At 60.1% G+C, this 16006-nt stretch carries 19 protein-coding genes and 1 pseudogene; all 20 read right to left on the reverse strand.

Annotated features, from left to right (window positions below; genetic code table 11):
- Positions 1 to 229: pseudogene (locus tag QZY07_RS16765) on the reverse strand (hypothetical protein); the annotation flags it as partial.
- A 173-nt stretch (positions 230 to 402) separates the two neighbouring features.
- Complete coding sequence (locus QZY07_RS16770; RefSeq protein WP_295405221.1) at positions 403 to 630, reverse strand: type II toxin-antitoxin system prevent-host-death family antitoxin; 228 nt, start codon at positions 628 to 630, stop codon at positions 403 to 405.
- Between the two features lie 242 nt (positions 631 to 872).
- Positions 873 to 1061 carry a type II toxin-antitoxin system RelE/ParE family toxin gene (locus QZY07_RS16775; RefSeq protein ID WP_295405224.1) on the reverse strand — a complete coding sequence of 63 codons (189 nt, stop codon included), beginning with the start codon at positions 1059 to 1061 and terminating at the stop codon, positions 873 to 875.
- On the reverse strand, positions 1058 to 1282 hold the full coding sequence (locus tag QZY07_RS16780; protein ID WP_295405227.1) for an addiction module protein: 225 nt from the start codon (positions 1280 to 1282) through the stop codon (positions 1058 to 1060). Before QZY07_RS16780 ends, QZY07_RS16775 begins: the two co-directional genes overlap by 4 nt.
- Before the next feature lie 58 nt (positions 1283 to 1340).
- On the reverse strand, positions 1341 to 2000 hold the full coding sequence (locus QZY07_RS16785) for a PIN domain-containing protein (RefSeq protein ID WP_295405229.1): 660 nt from the start codon (positions 1998 to 2000) through the stop codon (positions 1341 to 1343).
- Positions 1975 to 2235 carry a hypothetical protein gene (locus QZY07_RS16790; RefSeq protein ID WP_295405232.1) on the reverse strand — a complete coding sequence of 87 codons (261 nt, stop codon included), beginning with the start codon at positions 2233 to 2235 and terminating at the stop codon, positions 1975 to 1977. Before QZY07_RS16790 ends, QZY07_RS16785 begins: the two co-directional genes overlap by 26 nt.
- Before the next feature lie 39 nt (positions 2236 to 2274).
- On the reverse strand, positions 2275 to 2634 hold the full coding sequence (locus tag QZY07_RS16795) for a methyltransferase domain-containing protein (protein WP_295405234.1): 360 nt from the start codon (positions 2632 to 2634) through the stop codon (positions 2275 to 2277).
- Positions 2631 to 3509 (reverse strand): Rpn family recombination-promoting nuclease/putative transposase, encoded by an 879-nt coding sequence (locus QZY07_RS16800; RefSeq protein WP_295405237.1) that lies wholly within the window; start codon positions 3507 to 3509, stop codon positions 2631 to 2633. The genes QZY07_RS16795 and QZY07_RS16800 overlap by 4 nt, the downstream gene beginning before the upstream one ends.
- A gap of 343 nt (positions 3510 to 3852) precedes the next feature.
- Positions 3853 to 4695, reverse strand: a complete 843-nt coding sequence (locus tag QZY07_RS16805; RefSeq protein ID WP_295405239.1) for a glycosyltransferase family 2 protein — start codon at positions 4693 to 4695, stop codon at positions 3853 to 3855.
- A gap of 237 nt (positions 4696 to 4932) precedes the next feature.
- Entirely contained in the window at positions 4933 to 5187 is a 255-nt protein-coding gene (locus tag QZY07_RS16810; protein ID WP_295405264.1) for an AbrB/MazE/SpoVT family DNA-binding domain-containing protein, read from the reverse strand.
- A 394-nt stretch (positions 5188 to 5581) separates the two neighbouring features.
- Positions 5582 to 5785: a hypothetical protein gene (locus tag QZY07_RS16815; RefSeq protein ID WP_295405242.1), complete on the reverse strand. Its 204-nt coding sequence runs from the start codon at positions 5783 to 5785 to the stop codon at positions 5582 to 5584.
- Positions 5782 to 6360 (reverse strand): hypothetical protein, encoded by a 579-nt coding sequence (locus QZY07_RS16820; RefSeq protein WP_295405244.1) that lies wholly within the window; start codon positions 6358 to 6360, stop codon positions 5782 to 5784. The genes QZY07_RS16815 and QZY07_RS16820 overlap by 4 nt, the downstream gene beginning before the upstream one ends.
- 233 nt (positions 6361 to 6593) lie before the next feature.
- Positions 6594 to 7046, reverse strand: coding sequence for a hypothetical protein (locus QZY07_RS16825; protein ID WP_295405247.1), 453 nt, complete (start codon positions 7044 to 7046; stop codon positions 6594 to 6596).
- A gap of 107 nt (positions 7047 to 7153) precedes the next feature.
- Positions 7154 to 8407: a UDP-N-acetyl-D-mannosamine dehydrogenase gene (gene wecC, locus QZY07_RS16830; protein ID WP_295405251.1), complete on the reverse strand. Its 1254-nt coding sequence runs from the start codon at positions 8405 to 8407 to the stop codon at positions 7154 to 7156.
- A gap of 27 nt (positions 8408 to 8434) precedes the next feature.
- Positions 8435 to 9676, reverse strand: a complete 1242-nt coding sequence (wecB, locus tag QZY07_RS16835; RefSeq protein WP_363184391.1) for a UDP-N-acetylglucosamine 2-epimerase (non-hydrolyzing) — start codon at positions 9674 to 9676, stop codon at positions 8435 to 8437.
- A complete protein-coding gene (locus QZY07_RS16840; RefSeq protein WP_295405254.1) occupies positions 9677 to 10915 on the reverse strand; it encodes a glycosyltransferase family 4 protein in 1239 nt (412 codons plus the stop codon).
- Complete coding sequence (locus QZY07_RS16845; RefSeq protein ID WP_295405256.1) at positions 10912 to 12693, reverse strand: alginate lyase family protein; 1782 nt, start codon at positions 12691 to 12693, stop codon at positions 10912 to 10914. The genes QZY07_RS16840 and QZY07_RS16845 overlap by 4 nt, the downstream gene beginning before the upstream one ends.
- A gap of 136 nt (positions 12694 to 12829) precedes the next feature.
- Positions 12830 to 13189: a DUF5615 family PIN-like protein gene (locus tag QZY07_RS16850; protein ID WP_295405258.1), complete on the reverse strand. Its 360-nt coding sequence runs from the start codon at positions 13187 to 13189 to the stop codon at positions 12830 to 12832.
- Positions 13189 to 13425, reverse strand: a complete 237-nt coding sequence (locus tag QZY07_RS16855) for a DUF433 domain-containing protein (RefSeq protein ID WP_295405260.1) — start codon at positions 13423 to 13425, stop codon at positions 13189 to 13191. Before QZY07_RS16855 ends, QZY07_RS16850 begins: the two co-directional genes overlap by 1 nt.
- Before the next feature lie 189 nt (positions 13426 to 13614).
- Positions 13615 to 15771, reverse strand: coding sequence for a bi-domain-containing oxidoreductase (locus tag QZY07_RS16860; RefSeq protein ID WP_295405262.1), 2157 nt, complete (start codon positions 15769 to 15771; stop codon positions 13615 to 13617).
- Positions 15772 to 16006: the final 235 nt, after the last annotated feature.

Genomic DNA, 16006 nt, shown 5'->3' on the forward strand with positions numbered 1-16006 from the left:
GATTCTTCCAGGCCAAGGCCCCGACGCCGCCAACGCCATTCGCCCGCAACGCCCGATCATCTTCAGACGATTTCCGCAGTTCGTCCCTCACCGTATCGACGCGGGCTGCAATTTCCTGCTTGCTTTCCCTCAGCAATTCGATTTCGGATCCGGTCAGCATCCGGGGAGCGTTCGCGTTAACGAGCCTCTGATTGAGTAAGGCCGTCGAAACCGTCACCGGATCGCTCATGCCACCAAGCTTCAAGCGTTTGTCCAGGTTTTGCCGTCAATGCAACAGCAAGACCACCGGCGAACGATGCAGCCCGACCCGATCGGCTCAGAGACGCTCAAGCCGTCGGCTGAAGCACCTGAACCGAATAGCCACCAAACAGAGGATCGACGGCGTGTCGAGCCGCAATCCGCTCATCGGCCTTCCTCGAACAGCTTGACGATCGCTTCATCCGGGCTGTCGAAATCATCGGCGATCCGGATTTGACCACGCAGCCGTCCCGGCTGACGTGGCGCCACGCGCGGCTGACAGGGAACCACGCGCACCAGAGGCTCGCCAGCGTTGGCGATAACAACCTCCTCACCCTTCAAGGCGGCCGCGACCAGCGCCGACAGCCGCGTCTGAGCATCAGCGAGATTCATGGAAACCATCGGGAATAACCTCAATCACCATGGGCAAGGCCCGATTGTACGCAGCAATCGCCGCTCCTCCGCCAGCACCAGCCCTCGCAGGATGCCGTTTGTCCCTGACCGGAATCGACCGCCGCTTCTTCCATTGGCCTGGCTCACGGTGCAGATTCATCACCGCAACGACGAAGATTCCTTCCTGTTCTTCCGTGTACAGGATGCCATACGGGAATCGCCTGACCAACGATTTTCTTACATCATCCGCGAGCACAGCCCAAACTCTCATTGTTCAAACCGGCCCCAAACCTTGCGAAATACACTGCGCGCTTGATGGCTGCATGAACTTCTAGTGCGAAGTCGTATCCCAAACCAGGCTCGATCTCTTCGTAATAATCAATTGCCGCATTTAATTCTTTTTCTGCTTCTGGATGAAAGGAAAAGCTCATTCGTCAAACCTTTCCCGTACCTTCCTGAATATCTCGTCTCCCGAAATTGCCTCGATGCGGCCAGATCGAAGCGAAGAAAGACGCCGTTTGGCTTCCTCTATCCATTGTTGATCAATCTCTGATGCTGGTGGGTTCAGACTACGCAGTAGCGAATCGATCACTCGCGCACGTTCTTCCACCGGAAGCGACACCGCTTCATTGATGAGTTGCCTCGTGTTCATACTGACACTATGCCTGTGGTCTATGTTGCCGATCGATCCGAATAACGCACACAAAAACTCACTGCGCCGAGCACACCTCCCGCGCCGTGACCTCCTGGCCTAGTCGGGGCGTCAAGCCACCGCGATCATCGACTTCGCCAGCACCGTCACCCGCCCGACCCGTTCGAAGCGGATCTCCACAAACCCCACCTCGCGCAGGAATCCCGGTGGCGACCTCCCGCAAACTCGCCAGACAGCGCGCCAGGTGCGGTGATTCGTTGAAAGTCAGGACGATGGCGACGAGTTTCATGGGCGAACGCCTTGATAGCCATAAACGCTCAAAGGCTCGTCCATCGGGAAGCCGATAAGCAGAAAAGTCACGCACATCAACGGTGATGATCTTGTTGATGCCGTGGATTCCAGCGAGCGCGACAAGCGCCGCGTCGGTGAAATCGGGGGCGAGATCGTGATATTTCTTCAAGATCCCACGAATCGCTGGCAATTCGGCAACACTGAGTGCATGCAAGATGACCCCGTGGCGCTCCAGCCAACTCAGCAGCGCAATCTTGCCGGAGGTATCGAGAAAGAAACTGGCTTCGGCCACGACGGGCCAGAGCGAATGCAGTTCCAGGCGTTGAGGTTTAGCCAGGAACTCGACCGCTGAGGCGTGATACGGGTCATTGCGTGCAAACAAGGCAACGAGGAACCCGGTATCAACCCAGGCGGCGATGTTTGGCATGCAACGCCTCCCAAATTTGGCGTTTCGCGGGATCCGTGGGCTCATTGGCCAGATGCCCGGCGCCGAAAAGATCCTGCCCCAACGCATAGGGCGTCGGCCCCGTTTGCTCTAACAATCGCTGACAGATCTCGCGGATGCCCTGGCGGACCAAATCATCCTGGCTGCGCGCGGATTGACGACTGACAGCTTCCAATAAGGCTTCTTCCTCGGGTGTCAGGCAGACGGTGAGCGGCATGACGGCCTCCGCATGGGTTGGTGATGAAAACACACAGATTTATCCCGGTCGCCGCGCCACCGCAATCATCGACTTCGCCAGCACCGGAATCCGCCCCACCCGCTCGCGGCGGATGTCCACGAACCCCGCCTCGCGCAGCAACTCGCCCAGCGTCCGGATCGACCAGAACTTGATGGGTCCGTGGTCCCACAGCGCGGTGAAATGTGCGTCCATTTTGCCGGTCAGCGCCATCGCCAGAGTCTTCCAATAACCGTGATCGGGCGTCGAGACGATCACCGTGCCGCCCGGCTCCGGCCGATCCAACAGGGTGGCGGCATCGTGGCGCGGTGCAGATACATGCTCCACCACTTCCCGGCTCGTCACCACCGGAAAGCGTCCATGACGCAAGGCTTTAGTCATTCGGACGAAGGGTCCAAACCCGTCGGATCCCCGGCGCGCATCGCGCGGACCACGTCCGGCGTCAGCCCGGTGACGGCCGCAATCTCGTCCTCGTTGAGCCGGCCAAGGCGAAGCAGATGACCCGCCGTCTCGCGAGCGGCTTCCTGGCGCCCTTCCTCCCGCCCTTCCTCCCGCGCCTCCTTCAGAAACGACAGCTCGTCGCGCAGCGCGCGCTCGCGCACGAACGCGAGGCGCTGCGCTTCCTCGTCGGCGCTCAGCCGACGCACTCGGTTCAACGCCTCCCGGATCGGAGCATGTTCGATCGTCGCCATCGTCGCGTCCTCCCGCCAGTGCTCGAAAAAGGTGACCCAGGCCGACAGCGGCCCAGGGACCAGCCCCAGCCGGTCGGCCTTTTTCAATTCGATCAGGTTCAACTGCAGGATGTTCCCCAGCGTGACCTCAGGCTGCGTCTGGTCGCGCATCTCGAAGCGCCAAAGCGCTTGTCCGCGCTGCGCCAGCGTGTCGCTGAACAGATCGAAATCCAGCAAATGAATGCCCACCGACGCGCGCAGTTCGCTGTAATCCTCGCCCGTGCCCAACTGTCGGCTCAGGGTGCGGGCCAGATAGAACAGCCCGCGCTGGCGCCAGGCGCCATAGCGGCGCACCTGGATCTCGACGTTGTAACAATGCCCCGCGGCATCGCGCGCCAGCACGTCCAGGATGATGTATTTGCCGCGCAGTTCCGCCGCATCGATGGTTGGGTTTAACACCTCCACCGCCGTGATCTCGGGCAGATCCGGGCGCAGATCGTTGATCAGGGCAACCAGCAACTCGGGCGCCTCGCCGAACAGACGCTTGAAGACATAGTCATTCTTGGGGTCGAGCAGTTCAAGCATCAGCCAATACTCGCGTCCAGATCATCGCGCTCGTCGCGCTCGTTCCCAGTACGCTCCAGCGCGGGAATGCCGGCTGGCCGCTCCAGCGGCCGGTTCGGTCACGCGACGCCGGAGCGTCGGCAATGCGCGCAGGTCGTACAGGTGTAGCCATCTGTTCCTGATCCCGGTCGCCACGCCACCGCAATGATGGACTCTTCAAATCGCCAGGATATCGCGTTGAGACGATCACCGCGCCGCCCGGTTCGAGCACATCGAACAGCGTGTCGGCATCCAGCCCCAGCGCAGCCGCTTCGGATCGAACGCACCCGAGGTCCAATGACGCACCACCTGCGAGGGAACCGGCCTAAGCCCGCGATGCGGTGACCAAGGAACCGCAGCACGCGCGATCCTGACGGTTCCTCCCTCGCCGCCTCCGACGCGCATTTCCCCCTTCTCCCCCACGGGGAGAATGGCCGGGAATGAGGGGCGACGACCGCACCACAAACTGCCCCAGCTTCGACAGATTCTTCCAGGCCAAGGCCCCGACGCCGCCAACGCCATTCGCCCGCAACGCCCGATAATCCTCGGCGGACTTGCGCAGAATGTTCCGCAGCGAACGATTACTGGCGCCGCCCGTGCGCATCCGGACCAGCACCTCGGGGAGATAGACCACCTGTCGCGCCGTCAGCCCCGAGAGAAGACGCAGCATCAAATCGTAATCCGCCGCGATCCGATAACGGGTATCGAAACCGCCATGCGTGGCATACCAGGACCGACGCACATAGAGCGTCGGATGCGGCGGCATCCAGCCCCAGCGCAGGCGTTGGGGGTCGAACGCACCCGAGGTCCAATGCCGCACCACCCGCGCCGGATCGTCGCGCCACACATAGTCCAGATCGCCATAGCAGGCCATTACCGACGGATCGGCAAAGCAGGCCGCCACCCGCTGGAGGACGCGCGGATGCGCCAGGACATCATCGGCGTGCAGATACCCCAGCACCTCGCCCGTCGCCAGGGCGATCCCTTGATTCAGGGCATCATAGATTTCCTGATCCGGCTCGCTCTGCCAATGCGAAACCGGCGTCCCCGGCCTCCCGCTCTCGGCGCGAATCAAATCGACCGTGCCATCGGACGAACCGCCGTCGATCAGGAGGTATTCCAGCGCAATCCCTTGCTGCTCCCGCACCGCGGACAGGGTATCGGGCAAGGTAGAAAGGCTGTTGTAGCACGCGTTGATGAGCTAGAGAATCATCACGCCTAACATGATTTTTTAAATCATAAATTCAAGGGCTTGAAGGCACGAAGACGTGTGGAGCAAGGTTCATGCGTTTGGCGCGGCGGGCGAACTTGCGATCATCGAACGATGCCATGCGGTCGCAGTCCCGATAGCTGGTCAAGTGAAGCGCATCAGCAAATTCCAACCCGGCCAACGCATGAGAAATCGCTAGCGCGACGCCGTCTCTTTCTTCAATAACAACAGCGTTGCCGGATCGAAATCAGCCGGCACAGCGGCGCGTTGGCTTTTGAGCATGCCAAAACCACTCGTTGGCGCGGATGCTGGGGCATGCACGACCCGAATCAGAACCTGATCGCCGACAAGCGAAAACCCCACCCTGCTCCCTTGACGAATGCCTAAGCGTTGCCGTAAAGCACGCGGGATGATGACTTGACCCTTGCGAGTCACGGTTGACACGTCCATCTTCAATTATCCTCGTGGTCGCCCACCTTAGGCGATTTCCGGGAAAGCTCATACCCACTTTCGTGGTGACATTGCATCCGTTCGTGGTGAGCTTGCATCCGTTCGTGGTGAGCTTGTCGAACCATGAACGGATGCAATGTCGGCCTCTGAGCGCGATTTTCCGGTCATCCCATTCGACAGGCTTGCCGAAGGGCTCAGGACTCAGGACTCAGGACTCAGGACGAACGGAAAATCGGTAAAGTCTTTCCCGTAAATCACCTAACTTAATGGCAGTGACGCTGGAGCGTGGGTGCGAGATGAAGGTAAACGTTGAGTGGCATGACGGCCTTCATAAAGGTCAGTCACGATCGCTCGCGATCAATGCGTATCGCTCCTCACCGAATCCGACGCGCGCTCAGGCGGCTTGAGACTTGATCGCGGCCCACTCCTGACGCAACTCGCGCAGAAAGCGTTCGGATGAGGAGAGCGTGTCGATCGCGTCTTGTCTGTCTGGGTGAAGCGCAACCTCTTCGCGCATCTTTTCACAAAAAGCTTCCCAGTCCTCAATCCGCAGACTCGGCGGGTCTTCGTAGATGTAGCTCATTGTTTCTTTTTTCATTTTAGAACCTGACGCGCCAACAATATGATCGATTCGGCATTCAAGGCGTACCGGAGAACGCCTTGTCTTTCCAATAGCAAGGACATCACCACTTGCCACAAGCTCGCGCGCGCCACCTCTTCAGCCAATTCGTGTCGACCGAGCTTTTTCGCAATCAATGACCTGGCTTGTGACGCCGCGTCTTCGACAGCGAGAATCGCATTCTGTTTGGTCAGCGATCCGCCTACACGTTCACAGCTCGCCCATAATCCTTCGTGGCCATGAGCATCAATGCGTCCTAAATCAGGGCGTTCCAGTAAAACGCGAAGGTCGGCGCGGCTGAAGCTATCTCCGCTCGGATGATTGTGGTGAATGGTGACCGATCCTGGAGGAGCATCGAACGGTGGAACATCGATCCGATTCTCGTGGTCACCACCAAAAGACAGGATGCGCCCATCCACAAACACTGCCACGCCGTATTCCTTCCCTGTGGCTTTACCCAGACGGACGACCTCGTCACGCGCACGATGATGAACCGGTCCCAGATCGACCGGCTTGATGTCGCCCGCTAAGGCAGCTAATTCTTCGGATCGCATGGCCTTGGATCCTATCACATCCCCCACGCAGTCAATCCGATACGCCTTAGGCCGCCCGGCGTTGATCCGAAGTTCCCACGGAATTTCGTCGTCCAAGGATAGCCTAGACCAGCGTCGCGCACGTCGCATCCTGCATCCAGGCGGCCTAAGCCCGCGATGCGGTGACCAAGGAACCGCAGCGCGCGCGATCCTGACGGTTCCTCCCTCGCCGCCTCCGACGCGCATTTCCCCCTTCATCCCCCACGGGGAGAAGGATCGGGGATGATGGGCAACGACCGCACCACAAACTGCCCCAGCTTCGACAGATTTTTCCAGGCCAAGGCCCCGACGCCGCCAACGCCATTCGCGCGTAACGCCCGATCATCTTCAGACGATTTCCGCAGGATATTTCCGAGCGAACGATGACTGGCGCCGCCCGTGCGCATCCGGACCAGCACCTCGGGGAGAGAGACCACCTGTCGCGCCGTCAGCCCCGAGAAAAGACGCCGCATCGGATCGTCATCCGCCGCGATCCGATCACGGGTATCGAAACCGCCCTGCGTGGCAGACCAGGACCGACGCACCGAAAGCGTCGGATGCGGCGGCATCCAGCCCCAACGCAAGCGTTGGGGTCGAACGCACCCGAGCGCCAATGGGGCGCACCACTCGCGCCGGATCGTCGCGCCACACCGCGTCCAGATCGCCATCGCAGGCCATCACGGACGGATCGGTAAAGCCCGCGTGGATGCGGTTCCTTCGTCACCGCATCTACGCGGGCTGCCTTGACACTGACCGTCGTAAACACGTTTCGCCTTCACGACCGCCACAGTCCACAGGTATCGATCACGATTTTCTCCTGCAGCACCGTCCGTGACACCTTGCGAAAGCCCCGATGCGCAACCAGTCCAAGCACGATGTCCGCTTCTTCCAAGGCTTCATTAATCCCGCAGAGAGTCACGCCCGCTTCCGCTAACGATGAAGGAAGCACTTCGATGTGGGGTTCAATGGCGAGAACGCGCCCCAAGCCTTCCTCGGCCAACTGACGCGTGATCAATAGCGCCGGGCTTTCGCGCAAATCGTCAATGTCCGGTTTGTAGGCCAGACCAAAACAGGCAATGGTCGGGCTTTGAATACGCGCGGCCTTGGCGCGAACCTTCGCGACAACCTGCCCCGGCTTTCCATTGTTCACCTCGCGCGCGGCGCGGATCAGTTGGGCTTGCTCGGGAGCGGAGTGAATGATGAACCAGGGATCAACCGCGATGCAGTGTCCCCCGACGCCCGGACCAGGACGCAGGATATTGACCCGAGGATGATGGTTGGCGAGATGAATGAGATCCCAAACATCGACCCCAAGACGATCGCAGATCTGGGACAGTTCGTTCGCCAGGGCAATATTGACATCGCGAAAGGTATTTTCAGTGAGCTTCGCAAGCTCCGCCGTCCGACTATCGGTGACAAGCACCTCGCCAGCAACAAACAGATGGTAAAAATCAGCCGCCGCCGCAGTCGACGCATCGTCGATGCCCCCGACGATGCGATCATTATCCACCAGCTCGCGAATAATCTGACCAGGCAAAACACGCTCGGGGCAATGAGCGACATGAATCGCCTCCGGCGCATCAATCTCAGAACTCCCACGACCGGACACCCGCAAATCCGGCCGCGTCTCCGCAATCCAATGCGCAACCAGCTCGGTCGTGCCCACCGGACTGGTGGATTCCAGAATGACAAGATTGCCTGGCGCCAAATAAGGAGCGATGGCGCGCGTGGCAGACTCGACATACGTCAAATCCGGTTCATAGCCGTCCTTAAAGGGGGTCGGAACCGCCAGAATGAAGACATCGGCGGGCGCGGGTTGAGTGTCCGCCTGAAGCCGCCCGCTTTGCACCGCCGATTTGACCAGGATATCGAGTTCCGGCTCACGGATATGAATACGCCCGGCATTGATGGTCTCCACGACATGAGGGCTTACGTCCACACCATGGACTTTGAAGCCTTTACTCGCCAGCAGACTCGCGGTGGGTAGACCGATATAGCCTAAACCCATGATGCATAATGTTTGATTCATTGTGAAATGTCTGTTGTCAGTGGTCGGTTAAGTCGGACTTCGGATAGCGTTCCTTTGAAAGCCAAGCTTAATAAAATCGAGGACACGCTGAGCAGCCAGCCCATCTCCATAAGGATTATGGGCGCGGGACATCGCTTCATAAGCGCTCCGGTCATCGAGTAGGCGCGTTGCCTCGCGGACAATGGCGGTCACATCGGTACCGACCAGCCGGACCGTGCCGGCCTCGACCGCTTCGGGACGCTCGGTCGTCTCGCGCATGACGAGAACCGGTTTGCCGAGCGAAGGCGCTTCTTCCTGAACGCCGCCCGAGTCCGTGATCAGAATATCGGCCCGATCCATCAAAGCGACGAAGGGCAGATAGTCGAGAGGCTCGATCAGGTGAACGTTGCCCTTGCCGCCTAAAAGCCGCCGCACCGGTTCCTGAACATTCGGGTTGAGGTGAACCGGATAGACGATCTGGACATCCGCGCGCTCGGCCAGCGTTGCCAACGATTGGCAGATGCGTTCGAACCCGTCGCCGAAATTCTCGCGTCGATGGCCAGTGACCAAAATCAAGCGACGGGCGGAATCGAGAAAAGCGAATTGCCCTTCCATGCGCGCGCGAAGCCCGGGATCCTCGCGCAGCCGCCGCACGACGTCCAACAAAGCATCGATGACGGTGTTGCCGGTCACGGTGATGCGATCAGCATCAACGCCCTCCCGCAACAGGTTCGCGCGAGCCCCTTCGGTCGGGGCGAAGTGCCACTCGGCAATGCGACCAGTCAGGCGGCGGTTCATCTCTTCGGGCCACGGCGCATAGATGTTACCGGTCCGCAACCCGGCCTCGACGTGTCCGACCGGGATGCGCTGATAATAAGCCGCGAGAGACGCCGCGCAGGTCGTGGTGGTGTCGCCGTGAACCAGCACTAAATCGGGGCGGAGGTCGTGCAGGACAGATCGCAGTCCGGTGAGGACATTCGCCGTGATCTCCGTCAGATCCTGTCCCGGCCGCATCAGATCCAGGTCGACATCCGGACGAATCGCGAACAACTGAAGCACCTGATCGAGCATCTGTCGATGCTGCGCAGTCACGCAGACCAGACTGTCGATCGTCGGATCCGCCGCAAGCGCCTGGACGACCGGCGCCATCTTGATGGCTTCGGGTCTGGTGCCAAAGATCGTCAATATTTTCACATGCTCTCCCTGGGACTCATCTTGTCGGACTGATGCAACTTCGCGTTCCCGTTCCCGTTTTCGGTTGACTCCAACTGAAAACCTCACCCCAGCCATCTACCCCACGGCGGATGAACGCGGCCGAACGCAGACGGCAAGTAACTCTGCGTAGCGTTCCGCCAACAGGTCACGGTTGAAATGATCCTCGACATAGCGGCGACCCTTCGCGCCAAGTCGCTTTCCAAGCTCGCGATCCTCGTACAATCGCATGACCGCCGCGGCAAGCTCGTCGGCACGCTCGGGCGTGATACAAATCCCCGCCTCGGCCTCCTCGATCATCGCCTGAGACTCTCCCGCGACACCGAGAATGATCGGAACCTCCATCGCCATGCTTTCAAAAATCTTGGACGGAATCACCGTCCGAAAGAGATCCATCTTTTTCAACAGCACCAGGCTCGCATCGCTGATGGACCAGAGCGCGGGCATGCTGGCTTTCGGCAGTTGATCGAGCATGATCACATTCTTAAGGCCCATCCGATCGCGCAGCGCCAACAAGCGATTGCGCTCCGCGCCATCGCCGACGAGCAAAAAGACGATGTCCTGATGATCGATGAAAGCCGCGGCTTCGAGAATGGTCTCCAGATGGTGCGCCATCCCGTGGGTGCCGACATAAGAAGCAACGAACTTCCCTTCCACCCCTAGCTGGCTGGCCAATTCAGACCCATCGGCAGCAGACTGAAAAAAACGCAAATCGACCCCGTTCTTGATCACGGTGATTTTGCGTTCGTCCACACCCTTATCCATCATGTCACGCCGAAACGCATCCGTCACCGGCACGATGCGGTCGGCCTTGCGATACGCAAACAACTCCAGCCACTCCAACACGCGAATGATCGCCTTGTTCTGAATCGCGCCGACCGCGAGAATCGACTCAGGCCACAGGTCGCGGATCTCCAAGACCCAGGGCATGCGTTTCAATCGGCTCGCGAAATAACCGGCGAGCCCGTTGAAAAATTGCGGCGAGGTCGATACCACGACATCTGACTTGGGCAGCCAGGGCAGCGCAAGCGTGACGGCGACCAGATAAGAGACATAATTCAGAGTGCGTTTAATAAACCCCTCGTTCGGGGTTAAATAGGTCCAGAGCCGAATGACCTTGACGCCATCCAACACCTCCCGCTGAAACAGCCGATTCCTGTAACCGGCGTAAAGAACGCCACGCGGATGATTGGGCGCGCAAGTCACCACGGTGACGTCATGCCCGAGGCGGACCCATTGACGACAGTGCTCGAAGGTACGCGTCGCGGGCGCATTGACCTCGGGCGGAAAATAATGGGAGAGAAACAAAATTTTCATTCGAATTCCAATCGATAAGACAGGCGTAGCGCTGTCGACCGAGCATCGGCGACGATCAAAACCTTAGCCGGTTCCAACAAACCAAACTCACGAGAAAAGTCATACTCGCCGACCGACAGCCTGCCGCTTTCCAGCTTCATCAACAAGCGTCGACCAGCCACGGATAACTCCGCCACCGTCTCGTCACACCCGCGAAGCTCCACGTCAGGATGCAAATGTACCCGACTGATCGCCCGATGCCGACCACTCGACAACACCTGATCGACGACATGCAATCCCGAAGCGGAAAGCGTCAAGGTCCGCTGATGAATCGGCCGGCCGAGGAGCCGCCGATAGCCCGTATGCTGACCGGAGAAAGTCGCCAGTCCACCGCCGCCACGCACCTGGATCTGTCGCGGATAACCCCGACGCGCCACGCGAAAGGTCGACCAAATCTCATGCTGCTCCTGCCCGTCGAGTTCCAGCGTGTTATGCGCGCGGGTCGCGCGAAAGCGGTTTCGCTCGGATCCGGCATATTCATAGGTTCCCGCATTGACCGCAACCAAAACGCCGTCCAGCGTCAACTCGAAGCTCAGGGTATCGCAGTGCGTATGTCCCGGCTGATAGTCCGGTCCGATCGGCCCGCAATCGACGAGACAACGCCACGGCCCGTTCGAGAGAACACAGAGCCCGAAATCCGCTTTCTCGATCACGGCGGGAGCCGCCTCTGGGGGTGAGAAGGGCGGAACGGGGATATTCAATCGCACGGCATAACGGCGCAACTGATCGAGCGTTGGAGCCACGCCTTCCGCCGAATCGTTGAAGCGCGGATAACTTCCGTCCGGATGGACGATATCCTGCAGAAAGCTCAGCATCCTCTCAGCCGTCGAGCGCAGGTTGACTTCGACGTTTTCAGATTTTGGTTTGATTGGGTGGGCGTGGCTTCGCGACGGTCTAAGATCAGCTAAAGCACCCATTTCCAAAGCCCCTCTCCCCAGCGGGGAGAGGGGTTGGGGTGAGGGGAGATCGCCGAAGGACACGGTTGCGTTTGCGTTTGCGTTGCTGAGCAAATTCAGACAGTCCAGCACATCCTCCAGGATGATGGCGTGATACATGGGCGAACGCTCGAAGTGTCCACCATCCGGGAGAATCTGCTCGGCGATCTCGGCCCGCAGAATCTCGACCCCTTTCCGAGACCACTCCTCCGGCTCCCTGCCACCCTTCATCAGCGCACCGGCGAAGAGCAATGCAACACCGTTCTTGAAGAGATGATTCGCGAGCAGATGGTACTCCAGCGTCCGTCGCAGATGACGTGCCTGCTGATAGAGCGATTGCGCGATGCGCGCCTCGGTCGCCGGATCGAGCCGCTCCCGACACAGGAATTTGAGCCAGTTCACGATGCGCAGCGAAATGGGATACGGCTCCCAACCGTTCCCCTGAAATGGCGGATTTCGCTCGACCCAGTCCAGAATCAGCGCAATGCCATCAGCCTGATCCAGACTCGGCTGCTGCAGATAGTCGAAATAATGCAGGTTATAGAGCCAGAGTTTCGGTCGATCGGAGGCATTCCAGTCGATCGAGTGACAACGCACCTCGCGATTCAGGAAGCGGAAACCGTCTCCCAGCCAACCCGGCGCACGTTCGATCGGAGCGACCAAGGGATAGGGTTTGAGACAGACCAATAGAGGAACAGGCTGAACCCGTTGAGTCGCTCGCGCCCACACGAGGTAAAGACGCCAGACAACCTGCTTCCACTTCAGATAACGGATGGTACGTGTGAACAGCAGGAATCGATCCATGTTTTGCCGTGACACCGTAGCGGTTGAGAAACAACCCGCACATCATATCCGGAAAGAGACACTCCGGGAATTCCGAAGCATCTCGCCCCAGCCAGCATAGATGCGGTTCGTGCCTCACCGCATCCTTCCACGCGGGCTAGGGCTCACCACGGATCCGTACCTGACGCTCGTCCACGACCCACAGGGTTCCGATCAACGGTTGCTCGACCAGCAGCGGCAATAAGCGCTGTAATAAGTTCAACACACTGACGATGGATTGGGTAGCAGGGCGCAACACGATGATGCCGGCATAGTCGCCCGGTGGATAGCCGCGAATGTCGGCGAAATCGAGATCCAGCGTCACCAGGGCTCTGCCCTCGGCTTGACAGACGTCGGCGATATGCGCGTCGGGCTGACCATTGAGTTGTTGCTCGGTGACGGTCAACGCATCGTGAGCATGTTGACGCAGCAATTCCGCAATCTCGACAGGTAGGTTCTCATCGACTTTGAAGCGCATCAAGCCGCATCCGGCAAAACGACGATGCGTTCACGGGCCAGTTCGGCGGCATAGGTCAGTGCGGCTTGAATGTCGTCGGCTTGCAGTGTGGGATAACTCCTCAGAATGGCGGGAATCCCCTCGCCAGCGGCAAGATTGTCCAGAATCACGGCAACCGGAATTCGCGTGCCCTTAATACAAGCCTTCCCGTGACAAATCGCGGGGTCAACAAGGATGTGGTTCTGCCAATTCATCATCGATATTTACTCGTGCAGTGCGTACAAAAATCTTGATAGCCATATCTCCGGATTCTCGGCTGCCAGCCTGCATAGACGCGGTGATTTCGCGAACCGCATCAGTCGCGTCAGCTCAACGCCTCAAGAGCAAGCCCACCAGCTTCACCGCTCACGATCGAGACCTCACCGCATCCGCGGACTGCCTGAATCCTAACCCCCCAGTTGGTCGACGACCTCGAACGTCACCTCCGCCACCTCAATCAACTCCTCATAGGGTATCGGCGCAACGCCCCCAGCCGCCACCGCCTCGACAAAGGCCGCGACACACGCCGCCTGCCCCTTATCCTGCCGCCACAGCTTCATTTGCTTAAAGCCCGGCCAGCCGAACCCGCGCAACACCCGGAAGTTATCCAACTGCAGGATCCGCCCGCCGCCGAAGATCTCCAGACGTTCCTTCGGAAAAGACTTATGCCCGTTCGCCAGATAATGCACCGTCCCGAAAGAACCATCCTCGAACGACAATGAAATGCTCACCTTGTCATCCCGGATCGCAACCCCGGCAGCCTTCCCGATCATCATGGACTGAACGGCCGTCACCGGCGCATCCGCCAGAAACCGCAGCAGATCGATAAAATGGCACGCCTCGCCGATGATCCGGCCACCGCCGACCGCCGGATCCTGCGTCCAATGATCCGCCGGGATGTCGCCCGCGTTCACCGTCATCACGAACGACTTCGGCTCGCGCACCCCGGCGAGCAATGACTTGGCCTTCCGCACCAAGGGCGAGAAGCGCCGGTTGAAGCCGACCATCAACAGCGGCGCCCGGCCCTGCTCCGCCAGCGGTTCGTAGACCTCGCGAATCCGTTGCAAATGCGCGCGATTGAGCGCCAGCGGCTTTTCGACGAACACATGCTTCCCGGCCGCCAGCGCGTCAGAGACAAACCGCGCGTGCGAATCGTGCCGGGTCGTAATGACCACCGTATCGATCGCCGCATCCTGGATCAGACCGGCCGAATCCGTGGTCGTCTCCTCGAAACCGTGCTTCTTGCCGGCATGCACGCCGCTGACTCCGCCACTGGAGGCCACCGACTTGAGCCGTACCTTGGTCTTCGCGAAGGCCGGGATCAGCACCCCGGTCGCATAGTTGCCGGAACCGACGAAACCGACCGTCGGCCGGCCCCGCCCCGTCCCGGACGCCACCGGCGCCTGTTTCAGTTGCACCGTCCGCCGGGTCAGTTGCTCCAGCGGTGTCTCGGCCTCGGTCGGATACTCCAGCAGAATGCCCAGCGACGGCTCGGACCCACCGACCACCGCATAGGCCGCCTCCACCTCATCCAGCGAGAAACGATGCGAGATCAGCGGCGACACATCGATCCGCCCATCCGCCAACATATCCAGCACGGCTTCAAAGTTGCGCTGCTCGGTCCAGCGCACATAACCGACCGGATAATCCTGCCCTCCGTCCTCATACGCGGGGTCATAGCGACCCGGACCATAGGAACAGGAAACCTGGAACGTCAATTCCTTCTCGAAGAAATCCGCACGCGACAAGGCCAGTCCGATCACCCCGACCAGCACGATCCGCCCGCGCTTGCGGCACATGAGCGCCGCCTGATGGACCGGCTCGTTGCTCTGGGTCGAGGCGGTGATGAGCACCGCATCCACCCCGCGCCCGCGCGAAAAGGCCAACGCCGCCGCGACGGGATCCTGCCCGGCGGAGAGATCCACCGTCTCGGCGCCAAAGTCGCGCGCCAGCGCCAGCTTGGCCGGATCGAAATCCAGCCCCAACACCCGACACCCCTGAGCGCGCAGCAACTGCACCGTCATCAGACCGATCAGCCCCAGCCCGGTCACCACCACCGCCTCGCCCAGCGTCGGCTGCACCAGCCGGATCCCCTGCAGGGCAATGGCGCCGATCACGGTAAAGGCCGCCGACTCATCGGACACCGCGTCCGGAAGGCGGGCGCAGAGATTCACCGGGACACCGACCATCTCGGCATGCTTGCCATTCGAGGCCACCCGATCGCCGACCGCGAAACCCGTCACCCCGGCGCCCAACTCAGCGACCGCGCCGACGTTGCAATACCCGAGCGGCAAGGGCTGCTCCAGTTTGTTCAGCACCGCCTCCAGGGTCGGCACCAGTCCATCGGTCTTCATCTTATCCAGCACCATCCGCACCTTGTCGGGCTGCTGGCGGGCCTTCTCGATGGGGTTAGCCTTGCCGAAATCGACCAACATCCGCTCGGTCCCGGCCGAAATCAGCGAACGGGTCGAGCGGATCAACAGGTGTCCAGCCCCGGCACGCGGACAGGGGACATCCGCCACTTGGGTGTGGCCATCCTTGAGGTTTTGCAGAATCTGTTTCACGGGTTCAACCTAATCGTCCTATCCACTGTTTAAACCGCGCCCAAAATGACAGGCGTTGTGTTGTGTTTTGCTCTGGACCGGGCATCTCTGAAGGCGGGACGGAGTATGCACCCCGTCCCGCACGTTTCGCCGTCCCCGATCCCTTTCGCCCCGGCCGCTGGAAACGGTTCCGGACGGGGCGCATGCCCCGTCCGGCTTGAGGCGTTTAGCGCAACGTCTCAAGAGCCCGCCAACC

It is taken from the genome of uncultured Thiocystis sp., from assembly GCF_903866365.1.
Taxonomy (GTDB): Bacteria; Pseudomonadota; Gammaproteobacteria; order Chromatiales; family Chromatiaceae; genus Chromatium.

Excerpts from the sequence above, each read along its gene's own strand:
- QZY07_RS16770 (WP_295405221.1), bottom strand. The coding sequence starts at position 630 with ATGAATCTCGCTGATGCTCAGACGCGGCTGTCGGCGCTGGTCGCGGCC.
- QZY07_RS16775 (WP_295405224.1), bottom strand. The coding sequence starts at position 1,061 with ATGAGCTTTTCCTTTCATCCAGAAGCAGAAAAAGAATTAAATGCGGCA.
- QZY07_RS16780 (WP_295405227.1), bottom strand. The coding sequence starts at position 1,282 with ATGAACACGAGGCAACTCATCAATGAAGCGGTGTCGCTTCCGGTGGAA.
- QZY07_RS16785 (WP_295405229.1), bottom strand. The coding sequence starts at position 2,000 with ATGCCAAACATCGCCGCCTGGGTTGATACCGGGTTCCTCGTTGCCTTG.
- QZY07_RS16790 (WP_295405232.1), bottom strand. The coding sequence starts at position 2,235 with ATGCCGCTCACCGTCTGCCTGACACCCGAGGAAGAAGCCTTATTGGAA.
- QZY07_RS16795 (WP_295405234.1), bottom strand. The coding sequence starts at position 2,634 with ATGACTAAAGCCTTGCGTCATGGACGCTTTCCGGTGGTGACGAGCCGG.
- QZY07_RS16800 (WP_295405237.1), bottom strand. The coding sequence starts at position 3,509 with ATGCTTGAACTGCTCGACCCCAAGAATGACTATGTCTTCAAGCGTCTG.
- QZY07_RS16810 (WP_295405264.1), bottom strand. The coding sequence starts at position 5,187 with ATGGACGTGTCAACCGTGACTCGCAAGGGTCAAGTCATCATCCCGCGT.
- QZY07_RS16815 (WP_295405242.1), bottom strand. The coding sequence starts at position 5,785 with ATGAAAAAAGAAACAATGAGCTACATCTACGAAGACCCGCCGAGTCTG.
- QZY07_RS16820 (WP_295405244.1), bottom strand. The coding sequence starts at position 6,360 with ATGCGATCCGAAGAATTAGCTGCCTTAGCGGGCGACATCAAGCCGGTC.
- QZY07_RS16825 (WP_295405247.1), bottom strand. The coding sequence starts at position 7,046 with ATGGCGATCTGGACGCGGTGTGGCGCGACGATCCGGCGCGAGTGGTGC.
- wecC (WP_295405251.1), bottom strand. The coding sequence starts at position 8,407 with ATGAATCAAACATTATGCATCATGGGTTTAGGCTATATCGGTCTACCC.
- wecB (WP_363184391.1), bottom strand. The coding sequence starts at position 9,676 with ATGGCTGGGGTGAGGTTTTCAGTTGGAGTCAACCGAAAACGGGAACGG.
- QZY07_RS16840 (WP_295405254.1), bottom strand. The coding sequence starts at position 10,915 with ATGAAAATTTTGTTTCTCTCCCATTATTTTCCGCCCGAGGTCAATGCG.
- QZY07_RS16845 (WP_295405256.1), bottom strand. The coding sequence starts at position 12,693 with ATGGATCGATTCCTGCTGTTCACACGTACCATCCGTTATCTGAAGTGG.
- QZY07_RS16850 (WP_295405258.1), bottom strand. The coding sequence starts at position 13,189 with ATGCGCTTCAAAGTCGATGAGAACCTACCTGTCGAGATTGCGGAATTG.
- QZY07_RS16855 (WP_295405260.1), bottom strand. The coding sequence starts at position 13,425 with ATGATGAATTGGCAGAACCACATCCTTGTTGACCCCGCGATTTGTCAC.